The organism is Shewanella gelidii, assembly GCF_014647855.1.
In the GTDB taxonomy this organism is placed as follows: Bacteria; Pseudomonadota; Gammaproteobacteria; order Enterobacterales; family Shewanellaceae; genus Shewanella; species Shewanella gelidii.
In genome coordinates, this window is the sequence record NZ_BMPZ01000012.1 from 78,225 (window position 1) to 95,102 (window position 16,878).

At 44.9% G+C, this 16,878-nt stretch carries 19 protein-coding genes; 13 read left to right on the forward strand and 6 right to left on the reverse strand.

What is annotated here, in order from left to right; all coding sequences use genetic code 11:
- Positions 1-212 precede the first annotated feature (212 nt).
- The 4 genes from pepQ to hemG (IEY18_RS16030) all read left to right on the forward strand — a co-directional run bounded on the left by pepQ (position 213) and on the right by hemG (IEY18_RS16030) (position 4,207).
- Entirely contained in the window at positions 213-1,535 is a 1,323-nt protein-coding gene (pepQ, locus tag IEY18_RS16015; RefSeq protein ID WP_188922686.1) for a Xaa-Pro dipeptidase, read from the forward strand.
- Complete coding sequence (locus IEY18_RS16020) at positions 1,528-2,142, forward strand: YigZ family protein (protein ID WP_188922688.1); 615 nt, start codon at positions 1,528-1,530, stop codon at positions 2,140-2,142. The genes pepQ and IEY18_RS16020 overlap by 8 nt, the downstream gene beginning before the upstream one ends.
- A 71-nt stretch (positions 2,143-2,213) precedes the next feature.
- Complete coding sequence (locus IEY18_RS16025; protein ID WP_188922690.1) at positions 2,214-3,671, forward strand: TrkH family potassium uptake protein; 1,458 nt, start codon at positions 2,214-2,216, stop codon at positions 3,669-3,671.
- Positions 3,672-3,673: 2 nt separating this feature from the next.
- Complete coding sequence (hemG, locus tag IEY18_RS16030) at positions 3,674-4,207, forward strand: menaquinone-dependent protoporphyrinogen IX dehydrogenase (protein ID WP_188922692.1); 534 nt, start codon at positions 3,674-3,676, stop codon at positions 4,205-4,207.
- Positions 4,208-4,275: 68 nt separating this feature from the next.
- Here the strand turns inward: hemG (IEY18_RS16030) and IEY18_RS16035 are convergent, their stop codons facing one another.
- Positions 4,276-4,581, reverse strand: a complete 306-nt coding sequence (locus IEY18_RS16035; RefSeq protein WP_188922694.1) for an ArsR/SmtB family transcription factor — start codon at positions 4,579-4,581, stop codon at positions 4,276-4,278.
- 199 nt (positions 4,582-4,780) lie between these two features.
- Between IEY18_RS16035 and hemG (IEY18_RS16040) the strand changes: the two genes are divergently transcribed.
- Positions 4,781-5,314 (forward strand): menaquinone-dependent protoporphyrinogen IX dehydrogenase, encoded by a 534-nt coding sequence (hemG, locus tag IEY18_RS16040; RefSeq protein ID WP_188922696.1) that lies wholly within the window; start codon positions 4,781-4,783, stop codon positions 5,312-5,314.
- Positions 5,315-5,412: 98 nt separating this feature from the next.
- Here hemG (IEY18_RS16040) and trkA read toward each other — a convergent pair whose 3' ends face one another.
- Genes trkA through def form a run of 4 tightly spaced genes read right to left on the reverse strand, consistent with a single transcriptional unit; the run spans position 5,413 to position 9,606 of the window.
- The gene (trkA, locus tag IEY18_RS16045) at positions 5,413-6,822 is read right to left on the reverse strand and encodes a Trk system potassium transporter TrkA (RefSeq protein WP_188922698.1); all 1,410 of its coding nucleotides are present in this window, start codon (positions 6,820-6,822) and stop codon (positions 5,413-5,415) included.
- A gap of 15 nt (positions 6,823-6,837) precedes the next feature.
- Positions 6,838-8,124: a 16S rRNA (cytosine(967)-C(5))-methyltransferase RsmB gene (gene rsmB, locus IEY18_RS16050; RefSeq protein ID WP_188922700.1), complete on the reverse strand. Its 1,287-nt coding sequence runs from the start codon at positions 8,122-8,124 to the stop codon at positions 6,838-6,840.
- Complete coding sequence (gene fmt / locus IEY18_RS16055; RefSeq protein ID WP_188922702.1) at positions 8,121-9,077, reverse strand: methionyl-tRNA formyltransferase; 957 nt, start codon at positions 9,075-9,077, stop codon at positions 8,121-8,123. The genes rsmB and fmt overlap by 4 nt, the downstream gene beginning before the upstream one ends.
- Before the next feature lie 22 nt (positions 9,078-9,099).
- A complete protein-coding gene (gene def / locus IEY18_RS16060) occupies positions 9,100-9,606 on the reverse strand; it encodes a peptide deformylase (protein WP_188922704.1) in 507 nt (168 codons plus the stop codon).
- A 138-nt stretch (positions 9,607-9,744) separates the two neighbouring features.
- On the opposite strand from def, the gene IEY18_RS16065 reads away from it, so the two are divergent.
- The 8 genes from IEY18_RS16065 to IEY18_RS16100 all read left to right on the forward strand — a co-directional run bounded on the left by IEY18_RS16065 (position 9,745) and on the right by IEY18_RS16100 (position 15,945).
- Positions 9,745-10,839, forward strand: coding sequence for a LysM peptidoglycan-binding domain-containing protein (locus IEY18_RS16065; protein ID WP_188922706.1), 1,095 nt, complete (start codon positions 9,745-9,747; stop codon positions 10,837-10,839).
- 83 nt (positions 10,840-10,922) lie between these two features.
- Positions 10,923-11,939: a DNA-processing protein DprA gene (gene dprA / locus IEY18_RS16070; RefSeq protein ID WP_188922708.1), complete on the forward strand. Its 1,017-nt coding sequence runs from the start codon at positions 10,923-10,925 to the stop codon at positions 11,937-11,939.
- A 3-nt stretch (positions 11,940-11,942) separates the two neighbouring features.
- Positions 11,943-12,413 carry a DUF494 family protein gene (locus IEY18_RS16075; protein WP_188922710.1) on the forward strand — a complete coding sequence of 157 codons (471 nt, stop codon included), beginning with the start codon at positions 11,943-11,945 and terminating at the stop codon, positions 12,411-12,413.
- A gap of 119 nt (positions 12,414-12,532) precedes the next feature.
- Entirely contained in the window at positions 12,533-13,096 is a 564-nt protein-coding gene (locus IEY18_RS16080) for a DNA topoisomerase family protein (RefSeq protein ID WP_188922712.1), read from the forward strand.
- A 97-nt stretch (positions 13,097-13,193) separates the two neighbouring features.
- Positions 13,194-13,754, forward strand: a complete 561-nt coding sequence (gene tsaC, locus IEY18_RS16085; RefSeq protein WP_188922714.1) for an L-threonylcarbamoyladenylate synthase type 1 TsaC — start codon at positions 13,194-13,196, stop codon at positions 13,752-13,754.
- 14 nt (positions 13,755-13,768) lie between these two features.
- Positions 13,769-14,686, forward strand: a complete 918-nt coding sequence (hemF, locus tag IEY18_RS16090) for an oxygen-dependent coproporphyrinogen oxidase (RefSeq protein ID WP_188922716.1) — start codon at positions 13,769-13,771, stop codon at positions 14,684-14,686.
- Between the two features lie 183 nt (positions 14,687-14,869).
- Positions 14,870-15,688, forward strand: a complete 819-nt coding sequence (gene aroE, locus IEY18_RS16095) for a shikimate dehydrogenase (protein ID WP_188922717.1) — start codon at positions 14,870-14,872, stop codon at positions 15,686-15,688.
- Positions 15,685-15,945, forward strand: a complete 261-nt coding sequence (locus IEY18_RS16100) for a DUF1488 family protein (RefSeq protein ID WP_188922719.1) — start codon at positions 15,685-15,687, stop codon at positions 15,943-15,945. The genes aroE and IEY18_RS16100 overlap by 4 nt, the downstream gene beginning before the upstream one ends.
- Positions 15,946-15,958: 13 nt before the next feature.
- Here IEY18_RS16100 and IEY18_RS16105 read toward each other — a convergent pair whose 3' ends face one another.
- Positions 15,959-16,498 (reverse strand): gamma carbonic anhydrase family protein, encoded by a 540-nt coding sequence (locus IEY18_RS16105; RefSeq protein WP_188922721.1) that lies wholly within the window; start codon positions 16,496-16,498, stop codon positions 15,959-15,961.
- Positions 16,499-16,878 lie beyond the last annotated feature (380 nt).

The window sequence follows — 16,878 nt, forward strand, 5'->3', positions numbered from 1 at the left end:
TAGTTAAATTTCAACACTCAATTTAAACGGTTGTTTAATTTTGTTGGTTGTTACTGGCCATTATTGGGTATGACGAAAACTATTATTCTCTGGCGAGGGGCTTTACAATAAAAAAATTCAAGCAAGGTTAGCCTGATTGGCTATGGTTCAAAATGGGCAGAGATGACGAGTTATCTGTGGTTCAAACGCATGAATTTTTGAAGGAAGATTGAATGGAACATCTAGCACAGCGCTACCAGCAACACATTTCTGAGCTGAATCGAAGGGTTGCAGATGTTTTGCAGCGAGAGCAGCTCGCAGGTCTTGTTATCCATTCTGGTCAGCCGCATCGGCAGTTTTTAGATGATATGAATTACCCGTTTAAGGTGAACCCTCACTTTAAAGCATGGCTACCTGTTATCGACAATCCGAACTGTTGGTTGCTGGTTAACGGCGTTGATAAACCAACTTTAATTTTTTTTCGACCTGTGGATTTTTGGCACAAAGTTGCTGACTTGCCAGATATTTTTTGGACTGAGTGTTTCAATATCAAATTCTTAGAGAAAGCGGATCAGGTCGCGCCATTTTTACCTGCTGATATTGAGCGTTGGGCATACATTGGTGAGCATATTGATGTGGCAGATGTTCTGGGGTTTAAATTGCGAAACCCTGAAGCCGTTATGAACTATATGCATTACCATCGTGCAACGAAAACCGCATATGAGCTGGTGTGTATGCGTCGGGCAAATCAAATTGCAGTGCAAGGCCATAAAGCCGCTAAAACAGCATTTTATAACGGAGCAAGTGAATTTGAGATCCAGCAATCTTACTTGGCCGCGATAGGACAAGGGGAAGAAGAGGTTCCTTATAACAGTATTATCGCATTGAACGAAAACGCTGCCATTCTTCACTATACGGCTTTGGAACACCAAAGCCCGATACAAAGACACTCGTTCTTAATTGATGCTGGTGCTAGTTATTTTGGCTACGCAGCGGACATCACTCGAACGTATGCTTTTAGCAAAAATCGCTTTGATGAACTCATTGTTGCCATGGACAAATTGCAGCTAGAATTGGTTGATATGTTGCGTCCGGGTGCGAGCTTTACGGATATTCATATCGCAAATCACCAAAAAGTTGCCCAAGTATTGATTGATTTTGAATTTGCCCTCGGCGATCCTCAAGATCTTATTGCGCATGGAATTACCAGTGTATTTTTCCCCCATGGCCTAGGCCATATGCTAGGTTTGCAGGTACATGATATGGGTGGCTACCTACACGATGAACGCGGTACTCATATCGCCCCTCCTGAAGCTCATCCATTTTTACGCTGTACACGAACACTAGAGGCGAACCATGTGGTAACCATTGAACCTGGTCTCTATATCATTGACAGTTTGCTTGCTGAAATAAAAGCGGATCAACGTCATCAGTTGGTGAACTGGCAAACCGTCGATGCGTTCAGACCATTTGGTGGCATTCGTATCGAAGATAACGTCGTCGTTCACCAAGACAGGAATGAAAATATGACTCGAGAGTGTGGCCTCATTGACTGATCAGTATCCTGTCCCAGCTCAAGCTTTAGAAATTGAAGAAGAGATAAAACATAGCCGTTTTATCTCTTTGTTATTTCACTGCCCGTCAGAACAAGTATTTAAAAGTGAGCTTGCCAAAATAAAGCTGAATTACCCGGGAGCAAGTCACTATTGCTATGCTTTTGTGCTTGCAGAGCCATGGAATGATGTGGCGACGGGGTGCAGTGATGATGGTGAGCCCTCTGGTAGTGCTGGCCGCCCCATATTAGCTTGCTTGGTCGGCAGCGGCATTGGTGAAATCGCTGCTGTGGTTATTCGTTACTATGGTGGTACTAAGTTGGGTGTTGGCGGGTTAGTACGTGCTTACTCCTCTGGGGTCAAACAAGGTGTTTCACAACTCGAAACCCAGGTAAAACAGATTCGGTTTTCTGGGCGTTTAATATGCGAATATCATCAACTTAAAGATGTAGAACACGCGATTAAGCTTGCTGACGGAATCGTTCTTGAAACAAGCTTTACCGATAAGGTGCGAATAGAGTTTGCGATTCCGAAGCGACTTCAATCGAAATTGACCGAATTGCTCGCGACAATGAGCCAAGGGCAACTGGTTGCAGAGTTTCCGTTGTGAAGTTGGAAACTTTTGTGCGAAAATAATATCTTGGCTTGAAAATCAACCCAAAAAGGCGCCAGAGCAGCTGCATGCAATATCGAACTATAATTAGAATTACTGGCCTACTGATGGGACTTTTTTCTATCACTATGCTGCCGCCAGCATTGGTTGCCGTGCTCTACAAAGATGGTGGTGGTACAGCCTTCCTACAAGCTTTTATGCTTAGTCTATTTCTCGGTTTTCTATTTTGGTACCCTAACCGCAAAAGCAAAGAGGACCTTCGAACCCGCGAAGGCTTCCTCATCGTCGTCTTATTTTGGACTGTTCTTGGTTCTATCGGTGCACTTCCATTTATCTTTTCTAGTGTGCCTGATCTGAGTTGGACCGATAGTTTTTTTGAGTCATTCTCCGCATTAACAACGACGGGGGCGACGGTTATTGTCGGTCTCGACTCTCTGCCCAAAGCTATTCTTTTTTATCGTCATTTGTTGCAGTGGCTCGGTGGCATGGGGATTATTGTGCTCGCGGTTGCTATTTTGCCAGTATTGGGTATTGGTGGAATGCAGTTATATCGAGCTGAAATTCCAGGTCCGGTGAAAGATAGTAAGATGACTCCGAGAATTGCCGAAACCGCTAAAGCGCTTTGGTATATCTATCTATTACTTACGATTGCCTGTGCTGGTGCTTATTGGGCCGCCGGAATGACGCTGTTTGATGCGATTTGTCATTCATTTTCAACGATTGCCATCGGGGGATTCTCCACCCACGATGCAAGCATGGGATATTTTGATAGCCCGGTTATCAATTTAATATGTGTGGTGTTCCTTTTGATTGCTGCGGTGAACTTTAGCCTGCATTTTGCTGCATTTTCCCGGCGAGGCATCAATCTAAAAATCTATTTTAAAGATGCAGAGTTTAAAGCGCTGGTTGTGATTCAGTTGCTGCTCACTGCAATTTGCTTTGGCACCCTGTTGTATACGGGGATTTATGACTCGGCTGAAGAAGCCCTTGATCTCGCGTTGTTCCAGGCAGTCTCTATTTCTACCACTGCAGGCTTTGGTACCGAGAGCTTTCATATGTGGCCATTATTTTTACCTATGATGCTTATTTTTTCGAGCTTTATTGGTGGCTGTGGTGGCTCGACTGCCGGTGGCATGAAAGTAATTCGCGTCATTTTACTATTATTGCAAGGATCTCGAGAATTAAAGCGTCTCGTTCACCCTCGAGCGATGTTCTCTATTCGCTTGGGTTCCGTAGCTTTACCTGATCGGGTGATTGATGCTGTTTGGGGCTTCTTTTCTGCCTATGCTTTGGTGTTTGTGATTAGCTTACTTATATTGATGGCGATGGGATTGGATGATATCACGGCCTATAGTGCTACCGTGGCCTGCCTAAATAACCTTGGGCCAGGGCTTGGTGATGTTGCTAGTAATTACGCCAGTATTGGTGACAATGCCAAATGGGTTTTGATTGTCACAATGCTGTTTGGTCGACTTGAGGTCTTTACATTGTTGGTCTTGTTTACACCGACATTCTGGAAAAACTAGGTATGCAAACGCTCATTATCTATTCAACAATTGACGGCCAAACAAAGCGGATATGTGACGTGATTGCTCAGGCGTGCTTGGCGAAACAGGAAATTGTAAAGTTGGTGGATTTGGCGCAAGCAAATACATTGGATCTCACAAACTATGACAAAATTCTCATTGGTGCGAGCATTCGCTATGGTAAACATCGGCCGCAACTTTTTGAGTTTATTCAGCAACACCAAGAGGTTCTTCGGAGCAAGGTGAATGGCTTTTTTAGTGTCAATGTTGTAGCGAGAAAGCCACAAAAGAATACTCCAACAACTAACCCCTATATGAAGAAATTTGCTGAGTTGTCTGCTTGGCAGCCACAAATGCTAGCGGTGTTTGCTGGAAGAATTAACTATCCTGCGTACCGGTTTGTTGATCGTTTTATGATCCGTTTTATTATGTGGTTAACGAAGGGGCCAACAGATACATCGCAATCCTACGAATTTACTGATTGGCAGCAAGTTGCAAAGTTTGCAGAGGATTTTAGTTTGGCAAAGGTTTCATGATGATTGAGCCTGATAAAACAAAAAAGCCTGCAATATGCAGGCTTTTTTTGTTGGAAAAGCGAAATGAACTAAGCGCAATAGCGGCGATGTAAAATAGAAATAACCTCTGTAACTTGTTCGTTCTTTAAAGAGTAGTAAACCACTTGAGAGCTTTTTCGAGTTGCAACTAAGTCTTCAGCTCGAAGCACGGCCAAATGCTGAGACAGAGCCGATTGGCTAAGGGGAACGGTCTCATTCAACTTGGTGACGCTTAACTCATTATCTAAAAGTAAGCACAGGATCATTAATCGGTACGGGTTCGCGATTGCTTTAAGCCATTTTGCTGCAGATTCAGCATTGGTGACCATTTCATCGACATCAATTTCTTTCAGCATTTTGATCTACCTATCGATTAATATTTATTAGAGAGCTCTAATTGAACGCTCCGTCGGAACCCATCATACGCTTGCATAAAAAATAACTCAATTTAGGATCTCCAGAATATGAGCTAGAGCTAATTTGTGAGGCGGGCAACGGATTATTTGTCTACTTGCTGTAACATGATCGCCAGAAAATACCAATGTTAGGGATATCATGAAATCGGTTTTAGTTCTTTATTATTCTCGTGGCGGTCATACAGCAAAGATTGCCGAATCGATAGCGCAACAAATTCAAGACAGCGGTGCGCACTGCGATGTGTATTCTATTGCTGATGTGCAGCAGTCATTTGCATGGGATAAGTATGACCTCATCGTAATGGGAGCTTGCGTATTGTATGGCACTTATCATAAATCTGTTTTTGAATTTGTTACCCAATATCAAGCTGAAATCTCAGCAAAACCAAATGCTTTCTTTAGTGTGAATGTGGTGGCTAGAAAACCGGAAAAACGAAATCCCGATAACAATAAATATTTGCAGAAGTTTATCGAACTTTCACCGTGGAAACCGCAGCATGTCAAAGTCATTGCAGGGAAGGTGGACTATCCTGCTTGGCGTTGGTATGACCGTTTGATGATCCAGTTAATAATGAAGATTACCGACGGCCCGACAGATCCAAAGTCTGTAATTGATTATACCGACTGGGATGACGTAAAGCGTTACGCGGATGAGTTGGTTAAGCTGGCTTAAATGACGGCGCTATTGATGTATTAGCGTAGGTTTTCTGTGCCGGTTAAAATAAAAAGCCTGATTGCTCGAATCAGGCTTTGTTGTTTCTCCCCTAGGCTTTAGAAGAAGAAAGCACTTGGTTGGAATAACTTTTCGACTTCGCCGATGAACTTTTTGTTAACGAGGAATAGAACGACATGGTCGCCTTGTTCAATCTCTGTTTTATCATGGGCCATTAAAACTTCTTCGTTACGAACGATAGCGCCAATGGTTGTTCCTGGTGGTAACTTGATGTCACCAATCTTTCTTCCGACCACTTTGGATGTATTTGAATCACCGTGAGCAATGGCTTCAATCGCCTCTGCTGCACCACGACGCAACGAGTAGACATTACATATATCGCCTTGGCGAATGTGGGTTAACAGCGCTGAAATGGTGGCTTGTTGCGGAGACACGGCAATATCAATATTCGCTTCTTGAACGATATCGACATAAGCTTCACGCTGAATCAAAACCATCACCTTTTTTGCACCCATTCGCTTTGCGAGAAGTGCGGACATAATGTTGGCTTCATCATCATTGGTCACGGCAATAAACACGTCCGTTTGATCAATATGCTCTTCAATCAGAAGCTCTTGGTCGGACGCGTCACCACAAAATACGGTCGTATTTTCAAGTTTTTCCGACAACAGCTCAGCCCTGTCTTGTCGATGCTCCACAAGTTTTACTGAGTGGTCTCGCTCTAATTGCTTTGCAAGACCGAGCCCGATATTACCACCACCCGCGATCATAATGTTGCGATATGAATTATCGAGCTTTTGCATTTCACTCATTACTGCTCGAATGTGGCGGCTATCTGCCAAGAAAAAGACCTCATCATCAGCTTCAATGATTGTGGTGCCTCTTGGCATAATCGCCTTGCCGCGTCGGAAGATTGCCGCAACCCGGGTATCAATATTGGGCATATGTTCACGTAAAGCGGCTAAAGCATTACCAACTAAAGGACCACCATAATAGGCTTTGACTGCAACGAGGCTCAGCTTACCTTCTGCGAACTCCAGAACTTGCAAAGCCCCTGGATACTCGACCAGTCGGCGTATGTAAGCAGTTACTAACTGCTCGGGAGCAATGAGCTCATCAATAATAAATCCACCGCGAGGTTTGTGCTCGCTATTCTTGGTTTCACTGTCGATAAAGAGCTTGTCTTTTAAGGTGAGGTATTCTTCTGAGCGGATCCGAGCAATCTTGGTTGGTGTGCCATAGAGTGAATAAGCAACTTGGCATGCGGACATATTGCACTCATCGCTATTGGTGACAGCAATCAGCATTTCAGCGTCTTCCGCACCGGCATCTTTTAACACCGAGGGATGGGCGCCATGACCAATGACAACACGCAAATCGTATTTGTCTTGCAGGGAGTTTAGTCGCTCTCGGTCATGGTCAACAATAGTGATGTCATTGTTTTCGCCAACCAAGTTCTCGGCTAATGTTCCGCCCACTTGACCCGCACCCAAGATGATAATTTTCATATGTGAATCTTACCCTTAACGCTTTTTATAGAGACGAGCATAATAGAAGCCGTCCATATTGTCTTGTCCTGGAAGAATCTGCCAACCAATATCACGTTCATTGGCTTGTTGAGGCAGTGCTTGTAGCTCAGCATCTTGAGTCGCAGCCAAAAATGCTTCGATTTGTTGTGCGTTTTCTTCAGGTAATATGGAACAGGTGGCATATAGCAACGTGCCCCCGGGTTTGAGCCACTGCCAGCAGTGCGTCAGTATTTGTTGTTGCAACTTGGCAAGCTCAGTAATATCTGCCGCCTGACGGAGCCATTTAATGTCCGGGTGACGTCGAATTACGCCGGTTGCGGAGCACGGTGCATCTAAAAGGATACGGTCAAACTTTTCACCATGCCACCATGTATCAATTTGGGCTGCATCACCATGAATGACTTGCGCATCGAGTGACAAACGCTCTAGGTTTTGATGGACGCGCTCGAGTCGTTTTTCATCAAAGTCGACCGCTACCAAATTTGCTTGGGGAGCAATTTCGAGAAGGTGGCAACTTTTTCCCCCTGGAGCCGCGCAGGCATCTAGGATCAATTCACCATTTTGAGGAGCAAGTAGGCTCGCTGCCCATTGAGCTGCCCCGTCTTGCACCGAGGCGGCGCCTTGATGAAAGTCGGGTAAAGAAGCAACATCTCTAGCGCGACTGAGTAGGATTGCGTCGCTGCTCACACCAGGGCATGCGTCAATCTCTAACTCTGCGAGAGCTTGTAAATATTGCGCCCTTGTTTGTGAGCGTTGGTTATTGCGCAGCCACATGGGGGGGCGTTGGTGGCTTTGCTCAACTATTTGTTGCCACTGGTCAGGGTAAGCTTGTTGAAGGCGTTTGAGTATCCAAGCGGGTGTATTGAATTCTAGTGTTTGTGCTGCTTTGGATAGCTCGGGTTGCTCTCGCTGAATACGTCTTAACACACCGTTGACGACCTTGACCAACCCTTCAAACTTGAGTTTTCGGCATGCTTCAGCGGTTTCTGAAATCGCGGCATGCGGAGGGATCCGGGTGAAATACAGCTGATAACATCCGATAAGCAATAGTTGATGCACAATTCTTTGTTTGCCCTTGAGGGGCTTGCTCATGAAATCACTTACACATTTGTCGAGTTGGGGGAGGTGACGCATTACGCCATAGCAAAGCTCCGCGACTAGCGCCTTGTCTTTGCCACTCTCTAAATGTCGCTGCTGTTGTGGCAAGGCGACAGACAGTGAAACGCCTTGCTCTAACACCTGAAACACAGCTTTTGCGGCTAGTGCACGTAAGTTTTTCATTTGCTATCAAGCCCTAGTTGAGTTTGAGGGGCAAACCAATCGCCTCTAGAGTTCAATATATCACTCGCCGCCAGTGGTTTTTTGCCTGGTAACTGAAGAGTGATCAGGCGAATAATGCCATTTCCAGTAGCCACATCTATTCCTTGCTTACCTGTACTTACAATTGTTCCGGGTTTGGCATTCGTTGTTGTCTCGCATATTTCTGTTTGCCAGACTTTAATGGTTTGCCCTTGAAGCTGAAAGTGACTGACTGGCCAAGGGTTAAAAGCACGAACCTCTTGCCACAATGACTTCGCGCTTTTATTCCAGTCTATTTGGGCTTCTTCTTTACTAAGCTTTTCGGCGTAGTTCGCGAGTGACTCCTGCTGTTTCTCTGCGGTTAATGAGCCGTTGGCCAAACCGCTTAATGCGGTGATTAATGCTTCTGGTCCTTGCTCGGCCAATTTTTCGTATAAGCTAGCCGAAGTATCTGAGTCTTCGATCGGTAAGTTTGTTTTAAGTAGCATATCCCCAGTATCTAGACCAATATCCATCTGCATAATGGTCACACCGGTTGATTTATCGCCAGCCCATAAGGCTCTTTGAATCGGCGCTGCGCCTCGCCAGCGAGGTAATATGGAACCGTGAACATTGATACACCCAAGCCTTGGGGTATCTAGTACGATTTGTGGCAATATCAAACCATAGGCAACAACGACCATAATATCTGCTTGAATCGCAGCGAGCTGTTCTTGAGCTTCTGACTGTTTTAGCGATTTGGGCTGATAGACTTCAATATTATGGGCTTGTGCCAGCTGTTTTACTGGGCTTGCTGCGAGCTTTTTACCACGCCCTGCTGGGCGATCGGGTTGTGTGTACACGGCAACGACATTGTGTTCACTGTCGATGAGTGCTTGCAAATGGCGAGCTGCAAAGTCAGGTGTGCCAGCAAATATGATATTTAATGGTTTCAAAGTGGTTCCTAAATTACTGCTGTTACTTCGCTTCAAGGCGAGCGGCTTTCAATAGTTTTTGTTTAATACGCTGACGTTTTAAAGCTGAAAGGTAATCGACAAACAATTTTCCCTGGAGATGATCCATTTCATGCTGAATGCATATCGCAAACAACTCGTCTGCATCTAGGGTAAATGTTTCACCGTGGCGATCTTGTGCCTTTACGGTAACTTTTTCTGCCCGTTCAACTTTGGCATAAATGCCTGGAACAGAAAGACAGCCTTCTTCATTTGTGAAGTGACCTGAGCTGGAAACTATCTCTGGATTGATAAATACCTTTGGGCGCTCCACTTGGTCTTGGAGATCCATCACGATGAGTTGTTGATGAAAATCCACTTGTGTTGCGGCTAAGCCTATTCCCTTTTCTTCGTACATGGTTTCAAACATGTCATCAATTTGGGATTGCAACTGATCACCGAAGTCTGTGACCGGCTTGGCAATGGTGCGTAATTTTTCGTCTGGAAACCGTAATACTGTTAATAAAGCCATGCTAAACTCTTAAGAAACCTGTCAAATTATAATCAGTTGGTTATACTAATCGTTACTAATTAGCTCGATTTTAATCTTTAGTCGCGGTCAATAACAGTAAAAGCTCGAATTTAGAGCGAAACAACATGGAAGCTTGCCATGAAAAGGCTTACTTTACTTTTAGCAATAGTGCTGTCGTGCGCGACAGCATTCGCAGATGTTCTGACATTGAAGTCGGGCCATCCTGATTCTTACGTGGTGAAAAAGGGAGATACCCTGTGGGATATATCTGCTTACTTCCTAAAAGATCCATGGCATTGGCCGAAATTGTGGGGGTCAAACCCACAAATTGCTAACCCGCATTTAATTTACCCCGGTGACCGATTAACGTTAGTGTTTATCGATGGCCAGCCAAGGCTCGTCGTGAAACCCGTTATTCGTAAAAGTCCTGCTGGTCGAGTCATCCCCAAGGGGAGTGCAATTCCCGCTGTCGATTTATCACTCATCGCCCCTTATTTGAAGCAAAATCGAGTCGTTGATCCTGAATGGTTTGCGCAGCAGCCAATGATGCTCGGTGGTGAAAGTGAGTCTCGGTATCATATCAATCAAGAAGTGATATATGTAAATGAGAACTTAGCCTACGGCACCAAATACGGTGTCTATACCGAAGGTAAGACTTTTTATTCCCGTGACGAAGGGGAGCTTCTTGGTCAAGAGGTCATCTTAACGGCAAGTGGCCGAGTGATTGAGTCGGGACCAGTATCTAAGGTTCGCCTTCTGAGTAACCTCAGAGAAACCAAGGCTGGCTATCGATTGCTGAAAATTGAAGATGACTCCTTGCTGCCAGCATATTTCCAGCCCCATGCTGCGAAGTTGGATCATGATGCATATGTTTTAGCGACTGAAGGTGGCCTGCGAGAAGTTGGTAAACTGGATATTGTTTACCTTGACCGTGGCGAAGTTGATGGTGTGACTCCTGGGCATGTGTTCTCAATTTTTAGGGATGGACAGCAGGTCGTCATTAATCGTGATGGCGTGCCTGTTCCACCAACAGAGCGCTCATCTTATGATGATTTCATGGCAAATCTGTCAGACGAAAATTTGATTAAAGTTCCTGATATATACCGTGGCAAAGTGATGGTCTTTAAGGTGTTTGAAAAAACAAGCTTAGCACTTATCATGGCTAATGAACGCCCTGTTCGGGTTGATGACAAGCTTGTGAGCCCTGACTCGGCTGATTATCGAGGTGACTAATACGTTCTAAACTGGTCGACTGGCTAGTTGTTCGTGCTGTATCCGGGCTAGGACCCGCCCGGGTTCAACAATTATTACAACACATGGATGTTGAAGAGCTACGGCAGCGACTCGAGCATGAAAAAGAGTCTCTGCCTTTACCCCTTTCTATTACACGTCAATTCTCAATTGATTATGCGCAAGTCGATGATCTATTGGCCTGGCAACAACTGGCAAGTCACCATCATTTAGTCTGCTTAGACGATGAATTTTACCCGCCACTTCTCAAGCAAATATATGACCCGCCGGTAATTCTGTTGGTTAAAGGAAACTTAGAGTCGCTGAATCTGCCAGCGATCGCTGTCGTGGGTAGTCGTGCGGTATCACAAAGTGGGCAATCACTTACGAAGCAAATCGTTACCGATTTAGTCAGTGCAGGCCTTTCGCTCACGAGTGGTATGGCGCTCGGTGTGGATGGCATTGCGCATCGCGCAGCTCTTGATTGTCGCGGTGTCACTGTTGCTGTTTTAGGCACAGGAATTGAAGAAGTTTACCCTAAGCGGCATCAGTCTCTCTATGATGAGATTGTTGAGCGTGGTTGTGTTGTGAGTGAATATAATCCTCACGTAAAACCATTTGCTGGAAACTTTCCAAAGCGTAATCGAATTATCAGTGGGCTATCGCTTGGTACACTCGTGACAGAAGCTCGATTGAAAAGCGGTTCTCTTATTTCTGCAAGAATGGCGATGGAGCAAGGGCGAGAAGTTTTTGCTATGCCTGGCAATGTGATGGGTGGCCAGAGCCAAGGTTGTCATGAATTAATACGAAATGGGGCAAAGTTAGTTGAAGTTGCGGCCGATATACTAGAAGAACTGACAAGTTTGTATCAATTTCAACTTGAAGAATTGCAAACGAGTCACCATATAGACCAGCAAGAGATGTGTGATTTGCCATTTGCCTCACTGTTAGCTAGTGTAGGTTATGAGACTACTCCGATTGATCAGATAGTCGAGCATAGTGGAATAGCAATAAATCTTGTGTTGGAGCAACTGTTAGAACTTGAGCTTTTGGGCTGGGTGGAAGCAGTGCCTGGTGGTTATATTAGACAAAAGAGGAGCTAAGCCATGTTTGATATCCTCATGTACCTATTTGAAAACTATGTTCATAGTGAAGTTGAGCTACTTGTTGACGAAGACGAGCTCACAAAAGAACTCACTCGGGCGGGCTTTCATCAAGGCGATATTCTGAAAGCTTTATCTTGGTTAGAAAGGCTTGCTGAGCTGCAAGAAAGCGATAAGCCGTACCTATGTAATCATGATCAGCAGTCATTTAGAATTTATACGGCAGACGAAGCAGACAAGCTTGATGTTGATTGTCGTGGTTTCCTATTGTTTTTAGAGCAAATTAAAGTTTTGAATGTTCTCACTCGGGAAATGGTGATTGATAGAGTCATGGAGCTTGATGAACCGAGATTAATCCTAGAAGATTTAAAGTGGGTTGTTCTCATGGTGCTCTTTAATGCACCGGGTAACGAGTCAGCTTACGCGCAGATGGAAGACTTAATTTTCGAAGAGCCGGATGGACAACTTCATTAGAAGCATTCTCAGTGTGCCTTAGATCTAAAAAAGGAGGGATACCTCCTTTTTTTGTGCTTCATATTTATACGAAGTGATATGATCGCTTCAGTACCCCTTTAGATTTCTTGGTGGCGTGAATGTCCAAAATTGATCACAAACTATTTAGCGCTCATGAACACGCCCTAGAGAAAGAGTTTGAGCTTTGTCCAACATGTGGTTGTGAACTGTCTTTAAAGCATAGCAAGCATGGTAGTTTTATTGGGTGTAATAACTACCCTACCTGTGAATATACCCGACCATTAGTACAGCATGAAGCGATAGAAAGTCAGATCATCGAAGGTTCTAAATGCCCTGAATGCGCGCATGAACTTGCAGTTAAGTCAGGGCGGTTTGGTATTTTCATTGGGTGCACGAATTACCCAGCGTGCCACCATATCGAAAAACATGATCAAGATGATGTTGTTGAAGCTGTGGGCTGTCCCCGTTGTCGCCTTGGACATATGGAACACCGAACCAGCCGCTATGGGAAGAACTTTTATGCTTGTAGTGCTTATCCTAAGTGTAAGTACTTAGTAAACTTCCGCCCTGTTGCTATGACTTGCCCTGATTGCAATTTTTCGATCTTGGTTGAGCGAAAAGGGGCTGCAGGATTGCGGCTTGAGTGCCCTCAAAAAAGCTGTAAATTCAAGCAAGCACTATAATCTTAATTGTGATCTAGCGCACTAAAGCTTGGTTGCAAGTCATCATGTGCGTATACTTCCCACTATCTTTTATTTTATTTATAGGTAGCTGCGTTTCATGCTTCATCTGTCACCTTCTCAAGCCTCTTCTACCCTAGATGCTGGCGGTGTGATTGCTTACCCGACAGAGGCCGTTTTTGGCTTAGGTTGCGATCCGAATAATCGTGATGCTATCGAAAAAATCTTACAGTTAAAGCGGCGTCCGTGGGAGAAAGGTCTGATTCTTGTCGCGAGTGATATGCAGCAGTTAGACGCTTATGTCGATTTTTCGGCATTAACGCTGGCGCAGCTGGCTGAAACGCAAGCGAAGTGGCCAGGTCCTTTCACTTTTTTGATGCCCAAATCTAAAACATTGCTCCCCTTGTTGTGTGGTCAGTTTGAAACCATTGCTGTTCGAGTTTCTGCTCACCCTGTGGTTCGCGAGATTTGTGATCACTTTGGCGGCGCTATTGTGTCGACGAGTGCCAACCATGCGGGCGAAGAGCCTGCGTTAACCGTCGCGGAAATAGAAAGTATATTTGAACATGAAATTGATGCCGTTATAACCGGCGCGTTAGGTGACAACCCACAACCATCGACAATTATAGATATACAAACCGGAAAAATTCTTAGAAGTTAACCCTAGGAGATAATATGAGCTTACCCGATGCAAGCGTTGTGAAATCCTATCTGTTGGCTTTGCAACAGCAAATCTGTGACGGTTTAGAAGTACTTGATGGTAAAGCGAACTTCAAGGCTGACAGTTGGCAGCGCGAAGAAGGCGGTGGCGGACAGTCGCGGGTGCTGACTCAAGGTCAGGTGTTTGAGCAGGCTGGGGTCAATTTTTCCCATGTGACGGGCAAATCGATGCCGGCATCTGCAACAGCACATCGCCCAGAACTTGCCGGACGTAGTTTTGAAGCGATGGGGGTCTCACTCGTTATTCACCCGAAAAACCCTTTTGTGCCCACGACACATGCAAATGTTCGTTTCTTTATCGCCCATAAGGCGGGTCACGATCCTGTTTGGTGGTTTGGTGGTGGGTTTGACTTAACGCCATATTATCCATTTTTAGAAGATGTGAAGCAGTGGCACCAATCTGCATTTGATATCTGTCAGCCGTTTGGTGAACACGTTTATTCTAAATATAAGCATTGGTGTGATGAGTACTTTTTCTTGCCGCATCGCAACGAAACACGGGGTGTCGGTGGAATATTTTTTGATGATTTAAATGAAGCTGGCTTTGATAAAAGCTTTGAATTCATGCGAGCTGTAGGGAGTGGCTTCTTGCCTGCTTACACACCGATTGTAAAAAATCGCGCCGAAACCCCCTACAATCAACAACAGCGAGATTTCCAACTCTATCGACGAGGGCGTTATGTGGAATTCAATCTCGTTTATGATCGGGGAACACTATTTGGTTTACAAACGGGAGGGCGAACAGAGTCGATACTTATGTCCATGCCGCCTTTAGTGCGTTGGGAGTATGGTTATTCACCAGAGCCGAGCTCGCCAGAAGCGACACTTTATCAAGATTACCTTAAGCCGCGAGACTGGCTGAACGAGACATAGCTACTGATGTTCACATGCCGCCCTATGGGGGGCATGAGCGATTCACCTTATAAATTTTACAAATTTGCTTATCGGTTGAGGGGATGAGATATCAAATCTTTCAATATCACCGTTAAGCATTTACCGGCAAACTAAAGCTCAGTAGACTTCATTTCATAACTCAGCTCTAGAGAGAATCTCAGCATGCTCGATAAATATGCGGTATTTGGCAATCCAATCGCTCATAGCAAGTCACCATTTATTCACTCTCTTTTTGCTGTAGCGACCGCTCAGAACATTACCTATGAAGCTATTCTAGCCCCTACAGATGACTTTGTTGGTACCCTCAACAAGTTTAGGGAGTCTGGGGGATGCGGTGCAAACGTGACCGTACCATTTAAAGAGCAAGCATTTGCATTGTGTGATGAACTGAGTGAGCGTGCTCGATATGCCGGTGCTGTGAACACGCTTGTATTTTTACCAAATGGCAAGGTGAAAGGCGACAATACTGATGGATTAGGCCTCGTTGCGGATCTAGAGCGACATTATGGTCCTCTGACCAATACACGCGTACTTCTTATTGGAGCGGGTGGCGCCGCAAGAGGGAGTGTTCAGCCCTTGCTCGAAGCTGGTATCGGATCACTGACCATCACTAACCGAACCCAGTCTAAGGCCGAAAGTCTTGCTCAGCACTTCATGGCGCTTGGACCGGTTGTTGCGACAGCGAGTCAGAGATTAGAGGGGCAGTTCGATATTATTATCAATTCCACTGCTTCTAGTTTAAGTGGTGATTTACCGCCTTTACCAGCGCGGGTATTTAAAGACAACGTTCTTAGCTATGACATGATGTACCAAGATGATGAGACGAGTTTTAATCGTTGGGCTAAAAGTAAAGGCGCGCTCAAAGCCGTTGATGGACTTGGTATGTTAGTGGGCCAAGCCGCAAAGAGTTTCATGATTTGGCGCAATGTAGAGCCGGATGTTAAGCCCGTTATCGAAAAAATGAGAAACAAGACCTCATGAATCAAAGCATCATATTTCCTGATATTCAAATGTGGGTTCAAGAATGCCAAAGTGTGCAGTTTCCAGTGCAGGTTTCCGGCGTCACGATTCAATGTCAGATCCACCAAAAGAAGCTACAAGAAATATCAGGACGAGCATGCGATACCCAAGCAGCATGTATGACGGCTTTTCAAGAATTCAGGTTTGATATTGAAGATGCCATTGAACAGCTCATCGAAACAGAGTTCGATGAGCAAGAAATGCTAATTTATGCGTAAATGTGTTGAGGTTTTATTGCTCTAGCAAATATTCATTTTTAAGTCGGACATAGTTCGCTGCCGACTCAGGTAAAAATTTAAGCTCAGCTTCTGTTAGCGCACGAGCTTTTTTGGCTGGACTACCGACATATAAAAAGCCGCTTTCTAAGGTTTTACCCGGGGCAACGAGCGCACCGCCACCAATGATGACATCATCTTCAATGACTGCACCATCTAAAACAATCGCGCCCATTCCAACAAGCACTCTATTTCCAATTTGGCAACCATGAAGCATGGCTTTATGACCAACGGTGACATCATCGCCAATTATAAGTGGATGGCCAACAGGGTTTGAAGGAGAGGTTCGTGTGACGTGTAATACGGAGCCGTCTTGAATATTGCTTCGTTCACCAATCCGAATATGGTTCACATCGCCACGAGCGGCAACTAAGGGCCAAATGCTAGCGTCTTTTGCTAGAGTAATGTCACCGACAACAACGGCAGAGTCATCAATATACGTATCGAGACTGCGAGTTGGAGTAATTCCTTTATAAGGGCGAAGGGCTTTTGACATCTTACTATCCTAATTTGTGGGTATTTGGTCATTATAAAGGCTAAAAAATGGCAAGTCAGGATGAACTTTGGTCAAACAGTGCTTTATTGTAAGTTTTCTCCTAAAAAGCGCTTGCGCTTGTCTAAGTTCTCTCTATAATGCGCTCCCACTGACACGGCGGCTGCAGCGATGCAAGCCAAGGTGACAAGCTAGGAAAACTAGCCGTTGAGAAAGTTTTAAAAAAACTACTTGACGAAAGAAAAGGAAAGCGTAGAATACGCAGCCCTGACCCGAGATGCTCTAGCAGCTATCGGCGATATCTGAAACAGGATATCAACGCTCTTTAACAAGTTGACAAGCAAATCTGTGTGGACATTCACAGGTGTTGAGTTATTCGAAAT

Coding starts and splice junctions, on each gene's coding strand:
- pepQ (WP_188922686.1), top strand. CDS start 213: ATGGAACATCTAGCACAGCGCTACCAGCAACACATTTCTGAGCTGAAT.
- IEY18_RS16025 (WP_188922690.1), top strand. CDS start 2,214: ATGCAATATCGAACTATAATTAGAATTACTGGCCTACTGATGGGACTT.
- hemG (WP_188922692.1), top strand. CDS start 3,674: ATGCAAACGCTCATTATCTATTCAACAATTGACGGCCAAACAAAGCGG.
- IEY18_RS16035 (WP_188922694.1), bottom strand. CDS start 4,581: ATGCTGAAAGAAATTGATGTCGATGAAATGGTCACCAATGCTGAATCT.
- hemG (WP_188922696.1), top strand. CDS start 4,781: ATGAAATCGGTTTTAGTTCTTTATTATTCTCGTGGCGGTCATACAGCA.
- trkA (WP_188922698.1), bottom strand. CDS start 6,822: ATGAAAATTATCATCTTGGGTGCGGGTCAAGTGGGCGGAACATTAGCC.
- rsmB (WP_188922700.1), bottom strand. CDS start 8,124: ATGAAAAACTTACGTGCACTAGCCGCAAAAGCTGTGTTTCAGGTGTTA.
- def (WP_188922704.1), bottom strand. CDS start 9,606: ATGGCTTTATTAACAGTATTACGGTTTCCAGACGAAAAATTACGCACC.
- IEY18_RS16065 (WP_188922706.1), top strand. CDS start 9,745: ATGAAAAGGCTTACTTTACTTTTAGCAATAGTGCTGTCGTGCGCGACA.
- dprA (WP_188922708.1), top strand. CDS start 10,923: ATGGATGTTGAAGAGCTACGGCAGCGACTCGAGCATGAAAAAGAGTCT.
- IEY18_RS16075 (WP_188922710.1), top strand. CDS start 11,943: ATGTTTGATATCCTCATGTACCTATTTGAAAACTATGTTCATAGTGAA.
- IEY18_RS16080 (WP_188922712.1), top strand. CDS start 12,533: ATGTCCAAAATTGATCACAAACTATTTAGCGCTCATGAACACGCCCTA.
- tsaC (WP_188922714.1), top strand. CDS start 13,194: ATGCTTCATCTGTCACCTTCTCAAGCCTCTTCTACCCTAGATGCTGGC.
- hemF (WP_188922716.1), top strand. CDS start 13,769: ATGAGCTTACCCGATGCAAGCGTTGTGAAATCCTATCTGTTGGCTTTG.
- aroE (WP_188922717.1), top strand. CDS start 14,870: ATGCTCGATAAATATGCGGTATTTGGCAATCCAATCGCTCATAGCAAG.
- IEY18_RS16100 (WP_188922719.1), top strand. CDS start 15,685: ATGAATCAAAGCATCATATTTCCTGATATTCAAATGTGGGTTCAAGAA.
- IEY18_RS16105 (WP_188922721.1), bottom strand. CDS start 16,498: ATGTCAAAAGCCCTTCGCCCTTATAAAGGAATTACTCCAACTCGCAGT.